The following is a 19,364-nucleotide window of genomic DNA, read 5'->3' as shown; positions in this document are numbered from 1 at the left end:
GGGCAGCGGCGGCTGGCGTGGCCCGGCATTGCCGGGCCGGCCGCCACCCGGCTGGCTCAGCCCCCGGCCAGGCCGGCCCGCCGGGTCTGGGCGCGGACGATCCGCTCCATGGTCCGCAGCGACTTGTCGCCCAGCTGCAGCGCGGTGTCCACCCAGACCTCGGTGATCCGCAGCAATTCCTCGTAGCCGACCGGCTGGCCGATGCCGCGCACCGCGTTCATCGCCAGGTGCGCGTGCGGCGCGCGCTGGTGCTGGCGGATCAGGTCGCGCACCGCGGCCTCGCCTTCGCCCTTGGGCACCAGCACGTCGACCACGCCCAGCCGGTACATCTCCTCGCTGCTGTAGACCTCGCCGCTGAGGATCATGCGCTCGGCCTGGCGCGGGCTGACCCGCTTGCACAGGAAGGAGTAGGCGCCCATGCCCGGGAACAGCCCGAACAGCACCTCGGGCAGGCCCATGCCCACGCCTTCCTCGGCGACGATGGTGTGGCAGGCCAGGGCCATCTCCAGGCCGCCGCCCAGGGCATCGCCCTGGACCAGGGCCACGGTGTGCACGTCGCCGCCGAACCCGGTGTGCACGTGGTGCACGCCCTCCACGCAGCGCTTGGCATAGGCCAGCAGTTGCGCGCGGTCGCCGGCGCGGATCAGGCGCATGAACAGGTCCAGGTCGCCGCCGAGGTTGTAGGCGGAGGCGGCCGAGGCCAGCACGAAATGGCGCAGGCGGCCCGGGACCTGCTGCTCCGGCGGCAGGGTCATGGCGCTCATGTAGCGCCACATGTCCTCCAGCATCTCGAAGCGGCAGCAGGGACGCACGCCGGTGTGCGCGTCGGCATGCATGTAAAGCCAGTGGGCACTGCCGTCCGCCGGGCCCTCGACGCGAATGGTGGGGTATTCGGCGACGCGCAGCTTCTCGATGGTGGTCATGGCCAGTTCTCCGGGTAGGGGTGGTGGACGACGGGCGACGCCGCCCGTACGCGCCGATCCTACCGGCACCGCCGCCCCGGCGGCCGCGGCCGGGCAAAAGAAAAGGCGCGCCCCCCGGGGGCGCGCCTGGTGCGGTCCGGGACGGGCGGGGCCCGCCGGGCTTGCCAGCCTCAGTGCGTGGCTGCGGCTTCCGGCTTGCCGGCCGGGGCCTGGTCGCGCAGTTCCTTGCGCAGGATCTTGCCGACGTTGCTCTTCGGCAGCTCGTCGCGGAACTCGATGTGGCGCGGCTGCTTGTACCCGGTCAGGGCCTGGCGGCAGTAGGCCTTGATGTCCTCGGCCGTCAGCGCCGGGTCCTTCTTGACCACGAACAGCTTGACCGCTTCGCCGGAACGCTCGTCCGGCACGCCCACGGCGGCCACCTCGAGCACGCCGGGCATGGCCGCGACCACGTCCTCGATCTCGTTCGGGTACACGTTGAAGCCGGAGACCAGGATCATGTCCTTCTTGCGGTCGACGATGTAGACGAAGCCCTTCTCGTCGATCCGGGCCATGTCACCGGTGCGCAGCCAGCCGTCGGCGTCGATGGCCTTGGCGGTCTCCTCCGGGCGCTGCCAGTAGCCCTTCATCACCTGCGGGCCCTTGATGCACAGCTCGCCGATCTCGCCCAGCGCCACTTCCTTGCCGTCCTCGTCCTTGATGCAAACGTCGGTCGAGGGGATGGGCAGGCCGATGGAGCCGTTGAACTCCTTCAGGTCCAGCGGGTTGATGCAGGCCGCCGGCGAGGTCTCGGTCAGGCCGTACGCCTCCACCAGGGTCACGCCGGTGACCTTCTTCCAGCGCTCGGCCACGGCGCGCTGCACCGCCATGCCGCCGCCCAGGGTGATCTTGAGCTTCGAGAAATCCACCTCGTCGAAGCCGGGCGTGTTGAGCAGGCCGTTGAACAGGGTGTTGACGCCGGTGATCGCGGTGAAGCCGGAAGTCTTCAGCTCCTTGACGAAGTTCGGCATGTCGCGCGGGTTGGTGATCAGGTGGTTGAGGCCACCGAGCTCCATGAACACCAGGCAGTTCGCCGTCAGCGCGAAGATGTGGTACAGCGGCAGGGCGGTGATGATCACCTCCTCGCCGGGGCGCAGGTCGTTCGGCCGCAGCCAGGCCGAGGCCTGGCACATGTTCGCCACCAGGTTGCGGTGGGTGAGCATGGCGCCCTTGGCCACGCCGGTGGTGCCGCCGGTGTACTGCAGGAAGGCGATGTCCGACGGATTGATGTCCACCTGCGGCAGCGCGTGGCGCTTGCCGGCGGCCAGCGCGTCGCGGAAGCGCACCGCGCCGGGGATGTCGTACTCGGGCACCATCTTCTTCACGTACTTGAGCACGAAGTTGACGATGGCGCCCTTGGGGAAGCCCAGCATGTCGCCCAGGCCGGTGGTGATCACCTGCTTCAGCGGGGTCTCGGCCAGCACTTCCTGCACGGTGTGGCCGAAGTTGTCGACCACCACGATCGCCGCGGCACCGGCGTCCACCAGCTGGTGCTTGAGCTCGCGCGCGGTGTACAGCGGGTTGACGTTCACCACGGTCAGGCCGGCGCGCAGGATGCCGAAGGTCGCGATCGGGTACTGCAGGCAGTTGGGCATCATCAGGGCGACGCGGTCGCCCTTCTTCAGGCCCAGCTCGCCCAGCAGGTAGGCCGCGAACTGGGTCGCCAGCCGGTCGACCTCGGCGTAGGTCAGGGTCTTGCCGAAGTTGCGGTAGGCGGGGCGGTCGGCGTAGCGGGCGACGGTCGCGTCGAAGACCGCGGCTACAGACCGGTACTGGTCCGGATCGATTTCAGCGGGCACGCCTTGCGGATAGCTCTGCAGCCAGGGGCGATCCGGATTCATTGAGCTCCCTCCCGAGGAGTAGTCTTGCGTCTGCATCAGTTCTGCCACGCCGTGGGTCATGCCGGCGTCCGCTGCGGAGCATACCGTTACGGATGGAAAAGTCGAAGCAGATAGTGCCTATCAATCGATCCGCAAGCCCCGCGTGGCGGGCCCTGGCGCTGCTCCTGCTGCTGTTTCCGGCCGCCGGCTGCAGCCGGGATCCACCGGAAGAACGCTTGCGGGACACGCTTGTGCGGATGCAGCAGGCACTCGAGGAACGGGCCCCGGCGCGGTTCATGGAGCACGTGGCCGCGGACTTCGTCGGCAATGACGGGGTCGATCGTGATGCACTGCAGCAGGCCGTGCGCGCGCAGGTCCTGGCCAACCAGCGTATCGGCCTGGTGCTCGGGCCGGCCGAGGTGGAGATGCGCCAGGGCAGCGCAACCGTACGGTTTTCCGCGCTGGCGACCGGAAGCGGCGGACGCTGGCTGCCCGAGCGCGGCGGCAGCTGGGACGTCACCACCGGCTGGCGCGAGGAGGGCGGCGACTGGCGCCTGCACTACGCCCGCTGGGAGCGGCGCTGAGCCCCGCGGGCCGCCCGGGAAGGGAAAAGCCCCGCATGCGCGGGGCTTTTTCGTGGCGGCGGCTCAGGCCGCCTTGCGGGTGGCCAGCTGGCGCAGCACGTACTGCAGCAGGCCGCCGTGCCGGAAGTACTCCACTTCCTTCGGGGTCAGCAGCAGCACGTGGACCTCGAACTCCACCACGCGGCCGTCGGCCTTGCGCGCGGTGACCTTCGCGCTCTTGCTGGCGCCATCCTGCAGGCCGGAGACGTCGAACACCTCGGTGCCGTCCAGGCCCAGCGACTGCGCGTTCTGGCCGTCCTTGAACTGCAGCGGCAGCACGCCCATGCCCACCAGGTTCGAACGGTGGATGCGCTCGAAGCTCTCGGCGATCACCGCCTTGACCCCCAGCAGGTTGGTGCCCTTGGCCGCCCAGTCGCGCGAGGAACCGGTGCCGTACTCCTTGCCGGCGATCACCAGCAGCGGCGTGCCCTCGGCCTTGTAGCGCATGGCCGCGTCGTAGATCGACATCTTCTCCGGCGGGTTGGAGCCGAAGTAGAGGGTGTTGCCGCCTTCCTCGCCGCCGAAGAACAGGTTCTTGATGCGGATGTTGGCGAAGGTGCCGCGGACCATGACGTCGTCGTTGCCGCGGCGGCTGCCGTAGCTGTTGAAGTCCGCCGGCTGCACCCCGCGCGACTGCAGGAAGCGGCCCGCCGGCGAGTCCTTCTTGATGTTGCCGGCCGGGGAGATGTGGTCGGTGGTGATCGAATCGCCGAACAGGCCCAGCACCCGCGCGCCGTGGATGTCGCCGATCGAGCCGACCTCCATGGTCATGCCCTCGAAGTACGGCGGGTTCTTGATGTAGGTGGAGGACTCGTCCCAGGCGTACAGCTCGCCGTCGGGCGATTCGATGGCGTTCCAGCGGTTGTCGCCCTTGAACACGTCGGCGTAGTTCTGCTTGAACATCTCCGGGCCGATGGTCGAGGCGATGACGTCGCCGATCTCCTTGCTGCTGGGCCAGATGTCGCGCAGGTACACCGGCTGGCCGTCGCTGCCGGTGCCGATCGGCTCGGAGGTCAGGTCGATGTCGGTGGTGCCGGCCAGGGCGTAGGCCACCACCAGCGGCGGACTGGCCAGGTAGTTCATCTTGACCTCGGGGTGGACGCGGCCCTCGAAGTTGCGGTTGCCCGACAGCACCGAGGTGACGACCAGGTCGCCGGCGGCGATGCCGGCGCTGACTTCCGGCGGCAGCGGGCCGGAGTTGCCGATGCAGGTGGTGCAGCCGTAGCCGACGATGTAGAAGCCGACCTTCTCCAGTTCCTCCAGCAGGCCGGCCTTCTGCAGGTAATCGGTGACCACGCGCGAGCCCGGACCCAGCGAGGTCTTGACCCAGGGCTGGCGATTGAGGCCGCGCGCGGCGGCATTGCGCGCCAGCAGGCCGGCGGCGACCATCACCGCCGGGTTGGAGGTGTTGGTGCAGGAGGTGATCGCGGCGATCACCACCGCGCCGTCCTTGAGCTTGACCTGCTGGCCGTCGATCTCGATGTGGGCCACGCCCTTGTGCAATGCCTCGTTGCCGACCGCGGCGGTGCCGCCCTCGGCGATGAAGTCGGCCACCTCCGGGGCGCGGCGGTCGCGGTTGGCAGTCAGCAGGGTCACGTTCTCGCGGTAGTTCTGCTTCATGTCGCCGAGCAGGACGCGGTCCTGCGGGCGCTTGGGGCCGGCCAGCGAGGGGCGCACCTCGCCCATGTCCAGCTCCAGCACCGAGCTGTAGCTGGCGTGCGGGCTGTCCGGGGTGTGCCACAGGCCCTGGGCCTTGGCGTAGGCCTCCACCAGCGCGATCTGCTCCTCGCTGCGACCGGACAGGCGCAGGTAGGTCAGCGACTCGGCGTCGATCGGGAAGATGCCGCAGGTGGCGCCGTACTCCGGGGCCATGTTGCCGATGGTGGCGCGGTCGGCCAGCGGCAGGTGCTGCAGGCCATCGCCAAAGAACTCGACGAACTTGCCCACCACCCCGTGCTTGCGCAGCATCTGGGTGACGGTCAGCACCAGGTCGGTGGCGGTGGAGCCTTCGGGCAGCCTGCCGGTGAGCTTGAAGCCCACCACCTGCGGGATCAGCATCGAGGAGGGCTGGCCGAGCATGGCCGCCTCGGCCTCGATGCCGCCCACGCCCCAGCCCAGCACGCCGATGCCGTTGATCATGGTGGTGTGCGAGTCGGTGCCGAACACGGTGTCCGGATAGGCCCAGGCCTCGCCGTCCTTCTCGCCGGTCATCACCACCCGGGCCAGGTTCTCCAGGTTCACCTGGTGGACGATGCCGGTGTTCGGCGGCACCACGCGGAAGCCCTTGAACGCCTTCTGGCCCCAGCGCAGGAAGGCGTAGCGCTCGCGGTTGCGCTCGAACTCGATGCGGCCGTTGATGTCCAGCGCGTCGGGCTTGCCGAACACGTCGACCTGGATCGAGTGGTCGATCACCAGCTCCGACGGGATCAGCGGGTTGATCTGGCTGGCGTCGCCGCCGAGCCTGACCACCGCGTCGCGCATCGCGGCCAGGTCGACCACGCAGGGCACGCCGGTGAAGTCCTGCAGGACCACGCGCGCGGGCATGAACGCGATCTCGGTGTCCGGCTCGGCCTTGGGATCCCAGGTCGCCACGGCCTCGATGTGCTCCGGCAGCACCGTCACCCCGTCCTCGTGGCGGAGCAGGTTCTCCAGCAGGATCTTCATCGAGTAGGGCAGGCGGGCCAGGTCGAAGCGCTCGCCCAGCCGGGGCAGGCTGGCATAGGTGTACGACTTGCCGCCTACGTCCAGGCGGCTGCGGGTGGCGAAGGAATCGCGCATTGCGGGCTCCTCTGGCTGGTGCCGCCGGGGGAGGCGGCTGAAGGTTTCAGCCGGTCATTATTGGCCGGCTGGCATGACAGGACTGTCTTCGCGGGGCCATTGTCGGACAATGCCGGTACGACGGATTGAGTATGCATGAAATGGTATGTATCATGTCCGCATACCGTCAGGCGGAGATTCCACCCATGGAAGCGACCGTGGCCGAACGCGGCCAGATCACGCTACCCAAGCCCGTCCGGGACGCCCTCGGGCTGACCAAGGGCACCCTGCTGAAGGTGGAGCTGGACGGCAGCCGCATCATCCTGCGCAAGAGCGTGGATGACGCCATTTCCCGCGCCCGCGGCAAGTTCGCGCTGGACGGCTTCGAATCGTCCACCGAGGCGGTGGAGCGCCTGCGCGACGAAGGCGGGGCATGATCGCCGTCGACTCCCCGGTCCTGGCCGAGCTGCTCAGCGACGGCCCCCGCGCCGACGCGGTCGAGGCCTGCCTGCGCCAGGCGCTGGTGGGCGGCCGCGTGGTCGTGTGCGGCACCACCCTGGCCGAGCTGTGCGCCGCCCTCCGGGGCGGCGCCGAGGTCCAGGAGGCGCTGGAGGAGATGGGCATCCACTTCAGCGCGCTGGAGGCCAAGTCCGCGCTGCGCGCCGGCGAGATGCACCGTCGCCACCGCCAGCGCGGCGGCCGCCACCGCGGCATCGGCGCCTTCCTGGTCGGCGCCCACGCGCTGCTGCAGTGCGACGGCCTGGTCACCTGGAACGACGCCTTCTACCGCGATTACTTCAAGGGGCTGCGGCTGATCGTGCCGCAGGCCTGATTCACCACCGCTTTCCGTTACCACTCCGGAGTTGTCCATGTTGGAAGCCTATCGCCACCACGTCGCCGAGCGCGCCGCCCTCGGCATCCCGCCGCTGCCGCTGAGCGCGCAGCAGACGGCCGAGGTCATCGAGCTGCTGAAGAACCCGCCGGCGGGCGAGGAGCAGTTCCTGGTCGACCTGCTCACCCACCGCGTGCCGGCCGGCGTCGACGACGCGGCCAAGGTCAAGGCCTCCTACCTGGCGGCGCTGGCCTTCGGCAGCGAGAAGAACCCGCTGATCTCGCGCGAGCGCGCCACCGAGCTGCTGGGCACCATGCTCGGCGGCTACAACGTCTCGCCGCTGATCGAGCTGCTGGACGACACCGTCGTCGGCACCATTGCCGCCGAGGGCCTGAAGAAGACCCTGCTGGTGTTCGACCAGTTCCACGACGTGGAGGAGAAGGCCAAGGCCGGCAATGCCAACGCCAAGGCCGTGCTGCAGAGCTGGGCGGACGCGGAGTGGTTCACCAGCCGCCCGGAAGTGCCGGAGAGCCTGACCATCACCGTGTTCAAGGTGCCGGGCGAGACCAACACCGACGACCTGTCGCCGGCCCCGGACGCCACCACCCGCCCGGACATCCCGATGCACGCCCTGGCGATGCTGAAGAACAAGCGTCCGGACGCGCCGTTCCAGCCGGAAGAGGACGGCAAGCGCGGCCCGATCGGCGAGATCCTCAAGCTCAAGGAGAAGGGCCACCTGGTCGCCTACGTCGGCGACGTGGTCGGCACCGGTTCCTCGCGCAAGTCGGCCACCAACTCGGTGCTGTGGTGGACCGGCGACGACATCCCGTACATCCCGAACAAGCGCGCCGGCGGCGTGTGCCTGGGCGGCAAGATCGCCCCGATCTTCTACAACACCATGGAAGACGCCGGCGCCCTGCCGATCGAGCTGGACGTGTCGAAGATGGACCACGGCGACGTGGTCGAGCTGCGCCCGTACGAGGGCAAGGCGCTGAAGAACGGCGAGGTGATCGCCGAGTTCAAGGTCAAGAGCGAGGTGCTGTTCGACGAGGTGCGTGCCGGCGGCCGCATCCCGCTGATCATCGGCCGCGGCCTGACCGCCAAGGCCCGCGAGTCGCTGGGCCTGGCCCCGTCGACCCTGTTCCGCCTGCCGCAGCAGCCGGCCGACAGCGGCAAGGGCTACACCTTGGCGCAGAAGATGGTCGGCCGCGCCTGTGGCCTGCCGGAAGGCAAGGGCGTGCGCCCGGGCACCTACTGCGAGCCGAAGATGACCTCGGTCGGCTCCCAGGACACCACCGGCCCGATGACCCGCGACGAGCTGAAGGACCTGGCCTGCCTGGGCTTCTCGGCCGACCTGGTGATGCAGTCGTTCTGCCACACCGCGGCCTACCCGAAGCCGGTGGACGTCAAGACCCACCACACCCTGCCGGAGTTCATCTCCACCCGCGGCGGCGTGTCCCTGCGCCCGGGCGACGGCGTGATCCACAGCTGGCTCAACCGCATGCTGCTGCCGGACACCGTCGGCACCGGCGGCGACTCCCACACCCGCTTCCCGGTGGGCATCTCGTTCCCGGCCGGTTCGGGCCTGGTCGCCTTCGCCGCGGCCACCGGCGTGATGCCGCTGGACATGCCGGAGTCGGTGCTGGTCCGCTTCAAGGGCCAGATGCAACCGGGCGTCACCCTGCGTGACCTGGTCAACGCCATCCCGCTGTACGCGATCAAGCAGGGCCTGCTGACCGTGGCCAAGGCCGGCAAGAAGAACATCTTCTCCGGCCGCATCCTCGAGATCGAAGGCCTGCCGCAGCTGAAGGTGGAGCAGGCGTTCGAGCTGTCCGACGCCTCGGCCGAGCGCTCGGCCGCCGCCTGCACCGTGCGCCTGGACAAGGAGCCGATCATCGAATACCTCAACAGCAACATCGTGCTGCTGAAGAACATGATCGCCGAGGGCTACCAGGACGCCCGCACCCTGGCCCGCCGCATCCGCAAGATGGAGGAGTGGCTGGCCAACCCGCAGCTGCTGGAGCCGGATGCCGACGCCGAGTACGCGGCGGTGATCGAGATCGACCTCAACGAGATCGTCGAGCCGATCGTGGCCTGCCCGAACGACCCGGACGACGTGAAGACCCTGTCCGAGGTCGCCGGCACCAAGATCGACGAGGTGTTCATCGGCTCGTGCATGACCAACATCGGCCACTTCCGCGCCGCGGCCAAGCTGCTGGAAGGCAAGCGCGACATCCCGACCCGCCTGTGGGTCGCGCCGCCGACCAAGATGGACGCCTCCGAGCTGACCAAGGAAGGCCACTACGGCACCTTCGGCGTGGCCGGCGCGCGCATGGAAATGCCGGGCTGCTCGCTGTGCATGGGCAACCAGGCGCAGGTGCGCGAGGGCGCCACGGTGTTCTCCACCTCGACCCGCAACTTCCCCAACCGCCTGGGCCGCAACACCAACGTGTTCCTGGGCTCGGCGGAGCTGGCGGCGATCTGCTCGCGCCTGGGCCGCATCCCGACCCGCGAGGAGTACCTGGCCGACATCGGCGTGATCAACGAGAAGGGCGCCGAGATCTACCGCTACATGAACTTCGACCAGATCGAGGAGTACCGGAAGACGGCCGAGACCGTGGCCGCCTGATCCATCCGGCAGCCGCAACCGCGAACGCCCGGCCCCGTGCCGGGCGTTCGCTTTTTGCGGGTCCGCGCGAGCCGGCCCGCGGATCCGCGGCGGCGAGCCCGATCCGCACCGGAAGGGGCGGGACGCGTCAGTCCGGCGGCGTGGCCGGATCCCCCGGCAGGCGGATGTCCACCAGGCGCCAGCGCAGGCCCTGGCGCTGCAGCTCCCAGACGCTGGTGGTGCCAGGCGCGTCGCGCACGGTGACCGTTGCCCGCGAAAGTGACTCGTAGCGCAGGCGTGCGTCGTGCAGCGGCCGCGCCGGCTCCACCGACCAGGCTTCGCCGGGACCGCGGTCGCGGCCGCCCAGCCGCTGCCACAACACATGGCCCTGCAGCAGCGCGGCCACGCCTTCGGGCGTGGCGGCCAGCTCGATGCCTGCACCAGCCAGGCTGCCGGCGGCGGCCACGGCCAGCGCGCCCAGCGGATGCGAAGCCAGCCCGGCGCCAGCCGCGCGCGCCAGCCGGTCCTGGACCTGGGCGCGCAGGTTGGCCTGCAGTTGCGGGAAGTCGACGTGGCGGGCGAGGGCGACGGTGTCGCGCCGTTCCAGCGCATCGGCGATGCCGCGCACGGCCAGCCAGGGCCCGGCGGCGATCCACGCCGCCAGCAGGAGCAGGGCGGCCACGGCCATTGCCGGCAGCAGGGCCCGGCGACGCCGGCGGTGGCTGGAGGCGGGCATGCGTCAGAACTCCAGGTCCAGCGCCGCGCAGAGGTAGTCCATGAACGGACCCAGCGCGGCCAGGTCCTTCTCCAGGGTCGCGCGCAGGCGCGGGCCGGTCATGGTGGCGTCCTCCAGCGGGCGCCACAACACCCAGTTGCGGTGGCGCAGGTCGTCGATGAACTCGAACTCCGCGGGGAAGCCGCGCGGCGTGCGCACCAGCATCTCCGAGTGGTCGAGGTCGAAGCGGCGGCGGAAGGCAGGATCGTGCGCGGCGCGGCGCCAGGCGCCGGGGTTGTCGAAGATGAACTGGCGGACCCTGCGCTGGGTATCCGGCTCGGGGTGCCAAAGGCCGGCGCCGACGAAACTCTCGCCGGGCTGCAGGTGGATGTAGAACGACGGCGCCGCCACTTCGCGCCGGCGCTCGTGGAACAGGCGCGCGCCCTGCCAGGTCTTGTATGGCGACTTGTCGCTGGAAAAGCGCGCGTCGCGGTGGATGCGGAACAGCGAGCCGCCCACCGGGCGCGGGTCGGCGCGGAAGTGCGGGCTGATCGCGGCCAGTGCCGGCTGCAGGTCGGCGACCAGGCGCAGGAACGGCTGGCGCACGTGCTCCTCGTAGTCGGCGCGGTGCGCCTGGAACCAGGCTTTCTCGTTGTGTCGCGCCAGGCCGCGCAGGAAGCGCAGGCTGGCCTCGCTGAAGTAGCTGCTCATAATCCGTCCTGCAGTGCGCGGCCCCAGGCTTCCAGCTGGTCCAGCAGCACCAGGCGCTGGCCGTCGCCGGCATGGGCCGCGCGCAGCGTGGCGATCTCGGCGTAGAACGTGTCGAAGGTGTACTCGGACAGGCCGCTGTCGGCCTGCAGGCGCAGGCGCCGGTAATCGTCCCAGCGGCTGCGCTCGTCCGCGCCGAGGGTTTCCGGCCAGTTGCGGGCGCGGTAGCGGAACAGCAGCTCCGGCAGGCGCGGATCGCGGAAATCGAAGGCGCGGCGGCCCAGCTCGGCCGGGGCGGTGGCGCGCACCTGGGTGCACAGGCGGCGGTCGCCGTCGCCGCAGAAGCCCGAGTACAGCGAGCCGTCCACGTCCTCCTGGCCGGCCTCGCGGGTGCCGGCATAGACCTGGCGGGCCTTCTCGGCTAGCTCCGGGCCGTGCGCGCGCAGGCGCGCGGCGCGGGCCAATACCTGGTCCGGGTCGATGCCCAGGCGCTGGAAGTCCGGCGCGCGCAGGTGCGCCCACGGCACCAGCATCGGCGAGCGGTTAAGGTGGACTTCCTTCAGCGGCACCCGCGCCACGCCCGGCGGCAGGTCGGCCACCGGCGTGTACAGGCGGTCGGCGATCTCCTCCGGGCCTTGCTCCAGCAGCGCGTCCACGTCGCCGTCCAGGTCGAACACGATCACCCGGTTGTTGATGTGCGGGTGCACGGCCAGCGGCAGCACCACCGCCGCGCACAGGCGCGCGGCCGGGTAGCGCTGGGACACGTGCAGCACCGGCTGCATGGCGAAGGTATCCAGCAGGCTGGCGGCATGGCGCTTGTCGCGCAGGCGCAGGGCGTAGTCCCACAGGCGCGGCTGCGCGCGGCGCAGCAGCCGGGCCATGCCGATGGTGGCGAACACGTCCGACAGCGCCTCGTGGGCATCGCCCTCGCGCACGTCGTTGGCCTCCGCCAGGTGTTCGAGCCGGAACGAGGTGGCGCCGTCCTCGCGCTTCGGCCAGGCGATGCCGTCCGGGCGCAGGGCGTGGGCCAGGCGCAGCACGTCCAGCAGGTCCCAGCGCGAATTGCCGCCGCGCCACTCGCGCTCGTACGGGTCGAAGAAGTTGCGGAACAGGGTGTGGCGCACGAACTCGTCGTCGAAGCGCAGCGAGTTGTAGCCCAGGGTGCAGGTGCCCGGGCGCGCCATCTCCTCGACGATGCGCGCGGCCGCCTCGGCCTCGCTGATGCCTTCGCGCGCGGCCTGTTGCGGGGTGATGCCGGTGATCAGGGTGGCCGTCGGCGAGGGCAGCAGGTCGTCGGCCGGCCTGACGAACAGGCTGATCGGCTCTTCCACGACCTGCAGCTCGCGGTCGGTGCGCACGGCGGCGAACTGGGCGATGCGGCTGCGGCGCGGGTCGGCGCCGAAGGTCTCCAGGTCGTAGAACAGGAAGCTGTCGGTCATGGTGCCGGTATTGGACGCGGCGCGGCGCCATGCCGCAAGCCCGCGACGCCGTCGCGGCGCGTGCGGCGCCGGCTCAACGCGCGCCTTCCAGCTCGGGCAGCTCGGCGTGGATGCGCCGCGCCAGCGCGTCCCAGTCGATGCCGGACAGGTCGCTGCGCCCGGCGGTGGCTTCCACCAGGATGCGCCGCTGCAGCTGGCTGCGCGCGTGCGCCAGCGCGTACGGGACGCGCATGAAGGTGACCATGGTGTAGTGCGGGACGAAGCGGGTGGGATGGCGCGCCTGCAGGGCCTGCTCCAGCTCGCGCTGCAGCAGGAAGTCCGGGTCGTCCACCCGGTCGCGCATCTCGATGTAGTTCTCCAGGGCCATGGCCTGGATCGCCGCGGCGTTGGGCTTGCGCTCGGCCTCGAACGCGGCGAACGCGTCCTCCAGGGTGGCGTGCCGGTCCATCGCCTCGGCCAGGGCCACGCAGTCCTCGAACGCGCAATTCATGCCCTGGCCGTGGAACGGCACCATGGCGTGCGCGGCGTCGCCCAGCACCACCGCGCGCCCGCCCATGTGCCAGGTGTCCAGGTACAGGGTGCCGAGCAGGCCCGGCGGGTGGTTCTCCCAGTCGCGCTCCAGGTCCGGGATCAGCGGCAGGGCATCGGGGAAGTCGCGCTGGAACAGGGCGCGTACCTCGGCGCCGCTGCGCACGCTGGCGAAGCACGGGTCGCCGCTGCCGGGCGCGGCGTGGTTGGGCAGGAACAGGGTGACGGTGAAGGTGCGCTCGTCGTTGGGCAGGGCGATGCACATGTAGCGGCCGCGCGGCCAGATGTGCAGGGCGTGCGGCTCGATCATGAAGCCGCCATCCGGCGCCGGCGGGATGGTCAGCTCCTTGTAGGAGTGGTCCAGGAACTCGGTGCGCTCGCCGATCCCGGCGCGGCGGACCATCTCCGCGCGCAGCGCCGAGCCAGCGCCGTCGGCACCGATCAGTACCTGGAAGCGGATGTCGTGCGGCTGGTCGTCGCGGTCGTCGATCAGGCGCGCGTAGCCGGCGTCGAAATCCACCGTGTGCAGGCGGCGGTGGAAGTGGATGCTGGCCCCGGCGCGCTCGGCCGCCTGCAGCAGGGTCATGTTGAGGTCGGCGCGGTGCACCGACCAGATCACCTCCGAGTCGTCGCGGCCGTAGCGCTGCAGCATGGTGCTGCCGTCCAGCGCGTGCACCATGCGCCCGCGCATCATCACCGCCTGGCGCATCACCGCTTCCTCGACCCCGGCCACGCGCAGGGCGTGGCGGCCGCGCTCGGCCAGGGCCAGGTTGATCGAGCGGCCGGATTCGTAGCCCTTGATCCGCGGGTCGCCGCGGCGCTCGTAGATGGTGACCTTCCAGCCGCGCTGCGAGAGCAGGATCGCCAGCAGGCAGCCGGCCAGGCCGGCGCCGATCAGGGTCAGGGAGCGGGGATCGTTGCTGTCCAAGCGGGGGGATTCCTGTGCATCCGCGCGCGGCGTGGGCGGCGCCGACGCGGCGCGCGGGGTGGGGGGGCGGGGCCGCGCGGTCAGGCAGAACGCCAGCGTTCCACTTCCTCGACCAGCGCCAGCACTTCGGCGTAGCGGTTGTACAGCGGTACCGGGGCGATGCGGATCACGTCCGGCTCGCGCCAGTCGCCGAGGAAGCCGCGCTCGCGCAGGTGCTCGAACAATGCCCGGCCGCGCTCGCGGCCGCCGGCCACGCGCAGCGACAGCTGGCAGCCGCGGCGCTGCGGATCGGCGGGGGTGACCACCTGCAGGGTATCGGCCAGGCGTTCGTGGATCAGCCGCTCGAGCAGGCCGGTGAGGCGCTCGGACTTGGCGCGCAGCGCGGCCATGCCGCCGGCGCGCTCGAACTGCTCCAGCGAGGCGCGCAGCGGCGCCATCGCCAGCACCGGCGGGTTGGAAAGTTGCCAGCCCTCCGCGCCCGCGGCCGGCACGAACTCCGGCGCCATGCGGAAGCGGGTGGAGGCCTCGTGGCCCCACCAGCCGGCCATGCGCGGCAGCCCGGCGTTGCCGTGGCGCTGGTGGACGAAGCAGCCAGCCACCGCGCCGGGGCCGGCATTGACGTACTTGTAGTGGCACCACACCGCGAAGTCGGCGCCGGCGTCGTGCAGCGCCAGCGGCAGGTTGCCGACGGCGTGGGCGAGGTCGAAGCCGGCCCGGGCGCCCTGGGCGTGCGCCAGCGCCGCGATCCGCGCCAGGTCGAAGGCCTGGCCGGTGCGGTACTGGATGCCGGGCCACAGCACCAGGGCCAGGCGCGGGCCATGCGCGGCGATGGCCCGGGCGATGGCTTCGTCCGACAGCGTGCCGTCGGGTTGGTCGGCCTCGACCTCGACCAGGCACTGCGCCGGGTCCAGCCCGTGCAGCCGGATCTGCGATTCCACCGCGTGGCGGTCGGAGGGGAAGGCGCCGGCTTCCATCAGCACGACGCTGCGCCGGGCGTCGGGGCAGTAGAAACTGGCCAGCATCAGGTGCAGGTTCACCGTCAGCGTGTTCATCGCCACCACTTCCTCCGGCAGCGCGCCGACCAGGCGCGCCAGCGGATCGCGGACCAGGCGGTGGTAGTCCATCCACGCGGTGTCGCCGCTGAAGTGGCCTTCCACCGCCTCGGCGGCCCATTTGTCCAGCACCTCCAGCACGTGCGCGCGCGCCGCGCGCGGCTGCAGGCCCAGCGAGTTGCCGACGAAGTAGTGCTGCTCGCCGCCGCCGTGGGGCGGGATCAGGAACTCGTCGCGGAAGCCGCGCAGCGGGTCGGCGGCGTCCAGTTCGCGCACCTGCGCGGCGATGTCGCTCATCGGGCCTCCTCCACGGCCGGGCGCGGCGCGGCGGCGCGCGGCGGATGCACGTGGCCGCACTGGCCGCAGGTGCGCCTGTCGAGCGAGCCGTAGAAACGCTCGAACACCGGGGGGAAGTCGCGCTCGATGTCCTGCAGCTGGAAGAACTCCTCGTACAGCTTGTGGTTGCAGCGCTCGCAGTACCACAGTAGGCCGTCGCGCTCGTGCGCCAGGCGCTTGCGCTCCACCACCAGGCCGACACCGCCGGCCCTGCGCTGCGGCGAATGCGGCACCCGCGGCGGCAGCATGAACACCTCGCCGGCGCGGATCGGGATCTCGCGCAGCGAGCCGGGGCCACCCTCGCGGTTTTCCTGCACCCGCAGCACCATCTCGCCTTCCAGCTGGAAGAACCACTCCGGGCCCTCGTCCCAGTGGAAGTCGGTGCGTGCGTTCGGGCCGCCGACCACCATCACGATGAAGTCGCCGTCGTGGATGCACTTGTTGCCCACGGGGGGCTTGAGCAGGTGGCGGTGTTCCTCGATCCAGGCCTGCAGGTTGATCGGGGCGGAGAACATGGCGGCTCTTGCTGGGGAAGGGGTCAGCGCAGTTCGTGGTCCTGGCGGATCCGGGCCAGGGCGGCCTCGTACTTCGGCTCCAGGTCCTCGATCCGGTCCACGTCCATGCCCAGGTGGTGGACGCGGCCGTCGCGCAGGCTGTAGACCCAGCCGTGCACGGTCAGTTCCTGGCCACGGTCCCAGGCGTCGCGGATCACGTGGGTCTTGCACACGTTGACCACCTGCTCGAGCACGTTGAGCTCGCACAGGCGCGCGTGCTGCAGCTCGGTGTCGCCGGCCTGGTGCAGGCAGTCGGCGTGGTGCTCGGCCACGTCGGTCACGTGGCGGATCCAGTTGTCGACCAGGCCCAGGCGCTGGCGGGTCAGCGCGGCGTACACGCCGCCGCAACCGTAGTGGCCGACGACGAGGATGTGCTTGACCTTCAGCACGTCCACCGAGAACTGGATCACCGACAGGCAGTTGAGGTCGGTGTGCACGACCACGTTGGCGACGTTGCGGTGGACGAAGACCTCGCCCGGGGCCATGTCGATGATCTGGTTGGCCGGCACGCGCGAGTCCGAGCAGCCGATCCACAGGTATTCGGGGGCCTGCTGCTTGGACAGGCGGGTGAAGAACTCCGGGTCCTCGGCGCGGACGCGCTCGGACCAGGCGTGGTTGCGGAGGATCAGGTCGTGGAGGTCTTCGCTCATCGCCGCATTATCTACGAGCCGGGCGCGCGCGACACGTTCACCCCCGGCGCCGCGCCAGGCGTTCAGCCATCAGCGCGGCAACCCGTGCCGCATCCTCGCCGGGCAGGGCGCGCAGGCCGTCGATCGCGCCCTGCACATTCGCTGGCGGATGGTTCTGGTTGAGCTTGAACTTCAGCTCGATCCGCTGCGCGCGGAAGCGGAAGCCGACGATGCCGCGCAGCTGCGATCGCTGGCGCGGATCGGCGTGGTCGTAGGCCCAGTCGCCGCCAACCTCGCGCTCGAAGCGTTCGCCCAGCCGCGCGACCAGGCCGGCGAGCGCGGCTTCGTCGGTGAACGGCTCCAGCGTGCCGTACAGGTGCGCGGCGGCGTAGTTCCAGGTCGGCACCCGCGCCGCTTCCGCCTTGTCCGGATACCAGCCGGGGGAGATGTAGTGGTGCGGGCCGTGCACGATGGCGAGCGCCTGGCCGCCATGTCCCGCCTGGGGATTGGGGCCCGCCCAGTGGCCCTCCAGTTCCACGGCCTCGCCTTCGCGGCGGTAAAGCACCGGCAGGTGCGAGGCGAACGGCAACCCGTCGCCGCCGGTGGTGACCAGGGTGACGAACGGATCGCGCGCCAGCAGGCCGTCGAGCCCCGCCAGGTCGGTTTCGGCGAAGGCGCGCGGCGCGTACATGGCTCAGGCCCGCTTGCCCAGGCTCAGCGTCATCAGGGGGATCAGGGCGGCGTCGTCCTCGGCCCGCGGCGGGGCGACCTCGTCCAGCGAGAAGCCGCGCTCCAGCGCGTCCTCCTCGTCCAGGCCGCCGAACTCGACGAAGCCGGCGTCCAGCAGCATCGAGCGGGCGGTGTCCTCGCTGTCGTAGGCGTGCACGGTGCCGGCGTGGTCCAGGACCTCGGCGGTGCCGGCCTCGCGCTCGCGCAGGCGGGCCCAGTGCAGGGTGCGGCCGAGGGTGGCCAGCCACCAGGTGTCGTGTGTCATGGGCTTGCCTCCGAGACCAGCCAGAGCAGGGCGGCCATGGCCAGCCCCGCGAAAACGGTGATGAGCGCGACCCGGGCCGGGGTGGCCAGGCCGCTGAGGGAACGGTCGCCGACGGCGCGGTAACGCCCGCTGAGCAGCCAGGCCAGCGCCGCCGGCGCCAGGAACGCGCCGGCGCCGAAGTCGGCCGCGGTGCCGGCGTGGCGATCGCGGATGTGGACCAGGGTCAGCGGCCAGAAGATCACGAAGGCCGTTGCCCCGGCGATGGCCACGCCCACGAAGCAGAGGGCAAGGAATAGGAGCATGGGGCGTGATTGGTGGTTCGTGACTGGTGGATGGCGGCCCGCTGGCCCCGGGGGAGCGCGCGGGCCACGCGGATCAGAACTCGGCGTTGCCGGGCGCGCGGGGGTAGGCGATGGCGTCGCGGATGTTGGACAGGCCGCAGGTGTAGACCACCAGGCGCTCGAAGCCCAGGCCGAAGCCGGCGTGCGGCACGCCGCCGTAGCGGCGCAGGTCGCGGTACCACTGGTAGTGCTCGGCCTCCAGGCCGAACTGGGCCATGCGCGCGTCCAGCACGTCCAGGCGCTCCTCGCGCTGGGAGCCGCCGATGATCTCGCCGATGCCCGGGGCCAGCACGTCCATCGCGGCGACGGTCTTGCCGTCGTCGTTCAGGCGCATGTAGAAGGCCTTGATGTGCTCGGGGTAGTTCATCACCACCACCGGGCGGCCGACGTGCTCCTCGGTCAGCCAGCGCTCGTGCTCGGTCTGCAGGTCCAGGCCCCATTCGACCGGGAAGTCGAACTTCCTGCCGGAAGCCTGCAGCAGCTTGATCGCTTCGCTGTAGTCGATGCGCTCGAACGGCGAGTTGACGAACGACTCCAGGCGGGTGATCGCGTCCTTCTGCACCCGCTCGGCGATGAAGGCCATGTCGTCGGCGCGTTCGGACAGCACGGTGCGGAACAGGTACTTGAGGAAGTCCTCGGCCAGGTCGGCGTCGTCGTTGAGGTCGGCGAAGGCCACCTCCGGCTCGATCATCCAGAACTCGGCCAGGTGGCGGGTGGTGTTGGAGTTCTCGGCGCGGAAGGTCGGGCCGAAGGTGTAGACCTTGCTCAGCGCCAGGGCGTAGGCCTCGACGTTGAGCTGGCCGGACACGGTCAGGAAGGTTTCCTTGCCGAAGAAGTCGCGCGAGAAGTCGACCTCGCCGTCCTTGGTGCGCGGCAGGTTGGCCAGGTCCAGGGTCGAGACCCGGAACATCTGGCCGGCGCCCTCGGCGTCGGAGGTGGTGATGATCGGCGTGCTGATCCAGTAGAAGCCGCGCTCGTGGAAGAAGCGGTGCACGGCCTGGGCCAGGCAGTGGCGGATGCGGGTGACCGCCCCGAACAGGTTGGTGCGCGGGCGCAGGTGGGCGTACTCGCGCAGGTATTCCAGCGAGTGCTGCTTGGGCTGCATCGGGTAGGTCAGCGGGTCCTCGACCCAGCCGACGACCTCGATCCTGGAAGCCTGGATCTCGAAGCTCTGGCCCTGGCCCTGCGACGGCACCAGGGTGCCGGTGGCCACCACCGAGCAACCGGTGGTCAGGTGCTTCACCTCGGATTCGTAGTTGGGCAGCGTGGCCGGGGCCACGACCTGGATCGGGGCGAAGCAGGAGCCGTCGCTGACGTTGACGAAGCTCAGTCCCGCCTTGGAATCGCGCCGGGTACGCACCCAGCCGCGTACCGTGACCTCGCCGCCGGCGGCCACCTTGCCCGCGAGTGCATGTTCGACGCTGACCACCGTCATGGCTTGAATCCTTGTGTCGTGGAGCCCAACTGGAAGGGCGGAAGTGTAGCGGTTGCAAGCGGTGGCAGGCGAGGCGCCGTGCCGTCCGGCCCGCTGCGTTCCAGTC

Annotated in this window: 18 protein-coding genes; 4 read left to right on the top strand and 14 right to left on the bottom strand. The window is 70.6% G+C overall.

Annotated features, from left to right (window positions below; genetic code table 11):
• Nucleotides 1-56 precede the first annotated feature (56 nt).
• The gene (locus tag EIM48_RS05900; protein WP_028915635.1) at nucleotides 57-923 is read right to left on the bottom strand and encodes a crotonase/enoyl-CoA hydratase family protein; all 867 of its coding nucleotides are present in this window, start codon (nucleotides 921-923) and stop codon (nucleotides 57-59) included.
• Between the two features lie 170 nt (nucleotides 924-1,093).
• Nucleotides 1,094-2,800: a long-chain fatty acid--CoA ligase gene (locus tag EIM48_RS05895; RefSeq protein WP_019398790.1), complete on the bottom strand. Its 1,707-nt coding sequence runs from the start codon at nucleotides 2,798-2,800 to the stop codon at nucleotides 1,094-1,096.
• Nucleotides 2,801-2,892: 92 nt separating this feature from the next.
• Between EIM48_RS05895 and EIM48_RS05890 the strand changes: the two genes are divergently transcribed.
• On the top strand, nucleotides 2,893-3,363 hold the full coding sequence (locus EIM48_RS05890) for a nuclear transport factor 2 family protein (RefSeq protein WP_232207917.1): 471 nt from the start codon (nucleotides 2,893-2,895) through the stop codon (nucleotides 3,361-3,363).
• Between the two features lie 63 nt (nucleotides 3,364-3,426).
• On the opposite strand, the gene acnA is transcribed toward EIM48_RS05890, so the two are convergent.
• On the bottom strand, nucleotides 3,427-6,180 hold the full coding sequence (gene acnA / locus EIM48_RS05885) for an aconitate hydratase AcnA (RefSeq protein WP_125108650.1): 2,754 nt from the start codon (nucleotides 6,178-6,180) through the stop codon (nucleotides 3,427-3,429).
• Between the two features lie 185 nt (nucleotides 6,181-6,365).
• On the opposite strand from acnA, the gene EIM48_RS05880 reads away from it, so the two are divergent.
• The 3 genes from EIM48_RS05880 to acnB are packed head-to-tail and all read left to right on the top strand — an operon-like array spanning nucleotide 6,366 to nucleotide 9,620.
• Nucleotides 6,366-6,596: an AbrB/MazE/SpoVT family DNA-binding domain-containing protein gene (locus EIM48_RS05880; RefSeq protein ID WP_019398793.1), complete on the top strand. Its 231-nt coding sequence runs from the start codon at nucleotides 6,366-6,368 to the stop codon at nucleotides 6,594-6,596.
• Entirely contained in the window at nucleotides 6,593-6,991 is a 399-nt protein-coding gene (locus tag EIM48_RS05875; RefSeq protein ID WP_125111285.1) for a type II toxin-antitoxin system VapC family toxin, read from the top strand. The genes EIM48_RS05880 and EIM48_RS05875 overlap by 4 nt, the downstream gene beginning before the upstream one ends.
• Nucleotides 6,992-7,028: 37 nt before the next feature.
• A complete protein-coding gene (gene acnB, locus EIM48_RS05870) occupies nucleotides 7,029-9,620 on the top strand; it encodes a bifunctional aconitate hydratase 2/2-methylisocitrate dehydratase (protein ID WP_125108649.1) in 2,592 nt (863 codons plus the stop codon).
• A 127-nt stretch (nucleotides 9,621-9,747) separates the two neighbouring features.
• Here acnB and EIM48_RS05865 read toward each other — a convergent pair whose 3' ends face one another.
• The 11 genes from EIM48_RS05865 to asnS form a co-directional block, all read right to left on the bottom strand.
• Complete coding sequence (locus EIM48_RS05865) at nucleotides 9,748-10,335, bottom strand: DUF2939 domain-containing protein (RefSeq protein ID WP_125111284.1); 588 nt, start codon at nucleotides 10,333-10,335, stop codon at nucleotides 9,748-9,750.
• A gap of 3 nt (nucleotides 10,336-10,338) precedes the next feature.
• Complete coding sequence (locus tag EIM48_RS05860) at nucleotides 10,339-11,025, bottom strand: DUF2461 domain-containing protein (protein ID WP_125111283.1); 687 nt, start codon at nucleotides 11,023-11,025, stop codon at nucleotides 10,339-10,341.
• Complete coding sequence (gene sbcB, locus EIM48_RS05855) at nucleotides 11,022-12,461, bottom strand: exodeoxyribonuclease I (protein ID WP_125076306.1); 1,440 nt, start codon at nucleotides 12,459-12,461, stop codon at nucleotides 11,022-11,024. The genes EIM48_RS05860 and sbcB overlap by 4 nt, the downstream gene beginning before the upstream one ends.
• 73 nt (nucleotides 12,462-12,534) lie before the next feature.
• Nucleotides 12,535-13,917: an NAD(P)/FAD-dependent oxidoreductase gene (locus EIM48_RS05850; protein ID WP_199728393.1), complete on the bottom strand. Its 1,383-nt coding sequence runs from the start codon at nucleotides 13,915-13,917 to the stop codon at nucleotides 12,535-12,537.
• A gap of 80 nt (nucleotides 13,918-13,997) precedes the next feature.
• Nucleotides 13,998-15,266, bottom strand: a complete 1,269-nt coding sequence (kynU, locus tag EIM48_RS05845) for a kynureninase (RefSeq protein ID WP_125111282.1) — start codon at nucleotides 15,264-15,266, stop codon at nucleotides 13,998-14,000.
• Nucleotides 15,263-15,820, bottom strand: coding sequence for a 3-hydroxyanthranilate 3,4-dioxygenase (locus EIM48_RS05840; protein ID WP_125111281.1), 558 nt, complete (start codon nucleotides 15,818-15,820; stop codon nucleotides 15,263-15,265). The genes kynU and EIM48_RS05840 overlap by 4 nt, the downstream gene beginning before the upstream one ends.
• A 23-nt stretch (nucleotides 15,821-15,843) precedes the next feature.
• Nucleotides 15,844-16,509, bottom strand: coding sequence for a carbonate dehydratase (gene can, locus EIM48_RS05835; RefSeq protein ID WP_028915626.1), 666 nt, complete (start codon nucleotides 16,507-16,509; stop codon nucleotides 15,844-15,846).
• Nucleotides 16,510-16,546: 37 nt separating this feature from the next.
• Complete coding sequence (locus EIM48_RS05830; protein WP_028915625.1) at nucleotides 16,547-17,179, bottom strand: FMN-binding negative transcriptional regulator; 633 nt, start codon at nucleotides 17,177-17,179, stop codon at nucleotides 16,547-16,549.
• Between the two features lie 3 nt (nucleotides 17,180-17,182).
• Complete coding sequence (locus EIM48_RS05825; RefSeq protein WP_125111280.1) at nucleotides 17,183-17,482, bottom strand: hypothetical protein; 300 nt, start codon at nucleotides 17,480-17,482, stop codon at nucleotides 17,183-17,185.
• A complete protein-coding gene (locus EIM48_RS05820) occupies nucleotides 17,479-17,784 on the bottom strand; it encodes a hypothetical protein (protein WP_019398967.1) in 306 nt (101 codons plus the stop codon). The genes EIM48_RS05825 and EIM48_RS05820 overlap by 4 nt, the downstream gene beginning before the upstream one ends.
• A gap of 73 nt (nucleotides 17,785-17,857) precedes the next feature.
• Nucleotides 17,858-19,258, bottom strand: a complete 1,401-nt coding sequence (asnS, locus tag EIM48_RS05815) for an asparagine--tRNA ligase (RefSeq protein ID WP_019398968.1) — start codon at nucleotides 19,256-19,258, stop codon at nucleotides 17,858-17,860.
• Between the last annotated feature and the right edge of the window lie 106 nt (nucleotides 19,259-19,364).

The sequence above is a fragment of the Pseudoxanthomonas sp. SGNA-20 genome (assembly GCF_003931635.1).
GTDB lineage: Bacteria > Pseudomonadota > Gammaproteobacteria > Xanthomonadales > Xanthomonadaceae > Pseudoxanthomonas.
The sequence above is the reverse complement of the archived record's forward strand: the minus strand, read 5'-3'. Positions and strand labels throughout refer to the sequence as shown.

Excerpts from the sequence above, each read along its gene's own strand:
- EIM48_RS05875 (WP_125111285.1), top strand. The coding sequence starts at position 6,593 with ATGATCGCCGTCGACTCCCCGGTCCTGGCCGAGCTGCTCAGCGACGGC.
- EIM48_RS05825 (WP_125111280.1), bottom strand. The coding sequence starts at position 17,482 with ATGACACACGACACCTGGTGGCTGGCCACCCTCGGCCGCACCCTGCAC.
- EIM48_RS05820 (WP_019398967.1), bottom strand. The coding sequence starts at position 17,784 with ATGCTCCTATTCCTTGCCCTCTGCTTCGTGGGCGTGGCCATCGCCGGG.
- EIM48_RS05895 (WP_019398790.1), bottom strand. The coding sequence starts at position 2,800 with ATGAATCCGGATCGCCCCTGGCTGCAGAGCTATCCGCAAGGCGTGCCC.
- acnA (WP_125108650.1), bottom strand. The coding sequence starts at position 6,180 with ATGCGCGATTCCTTCGCCACCCGCAGCCGCCTGGACGTAGGCGGCAAG.
- EIM48_RS05840 (WP_125111281.1), bottom strand. The coding sequence starts at position 15,820 with ATGTTCTCCGCCCCGATCAACCTGCAGGCCTGGATCGAGGAACACCGC.
- acnB (WP_125108649.1), top strand. The coding sequence starts at position 7,029 with ATGTTGGAAGCCTATCGCCACCACGTCGCCGAGCGCGCCGCCCTCGGC.
- asnS (WP_019398968.1), bottom strand. The coding sequence starts at position 19,258 with ATGACGGTGGTCAGCGTCGAACATGCACTCGCGGGCAAGGTGGCCGCC.
- sbcB (WP_125076306.1), bottom strand. The coding sequence starts at position 12,461 with ATGACCGACAGCTTCCTGTTCTACGACCTGGAGACCTTCGGCGCCGAC.
- EIM48_RS05865 (WP_125111284.1), bottom strand. The coding sequence starts at position 10,335 with ATGCCCGCCTCCAGCCACCGCCGGCGTCGCCGGGCCCTGCTGCCGGCA.
- EIM48_RS05880 (WP_019398793.1), top strand. The coding sequence starts at position 6,366 with ATGGAAGCGACCGTGGCCGAACGCGGCCAGATCACGCTACCCAAGCCC.
- can (WP_028915626.1), bottom strand. The coding sequence starts at position 16,509 with ATGAGCGAAGACCTCCACGACCTGATCCTCCGCAACCACGCCTGGTCC.
- EIM48_RS05830 (WP_028915625.1), bottom strand. The coding sequence starts at position 17,179 with ATGTACGCGCCGCGCGCCTTCGCCGAAACCGACCTGGCGGGGCTCGAC.
- EIM48_RS05860 (WP_125111283.1), bottom strand. The coding sequence starts at position 11,025 with ATGAGCAGCTACTTCAGCGAGGCCAGCCTGCGCTTCCTGCGCGGCCTG.
- kynU (WP_125111282.1), bottom strand. The coding sequence starts at position 15,266 with ATGAGCGACATCGCCGCGCAGGTGCGCGAACTGGACGCCGCCGACCCG.
- EIM48_RS05890 (WP_232207917.1), top strand. The coding sequence starts at position 2,893 with ATGGAAAAGTCGAAGCAGATAGTGCCTATCAATCGATCCGCAAGCCCC.
- EIM48_RS05900 (WP_028915635.1), bottom strand. The coding sequence starts at position 923 with ATGACCACCATCGAGAAGCTGCGCGTCGCCGAATACCCCACCATTCGC.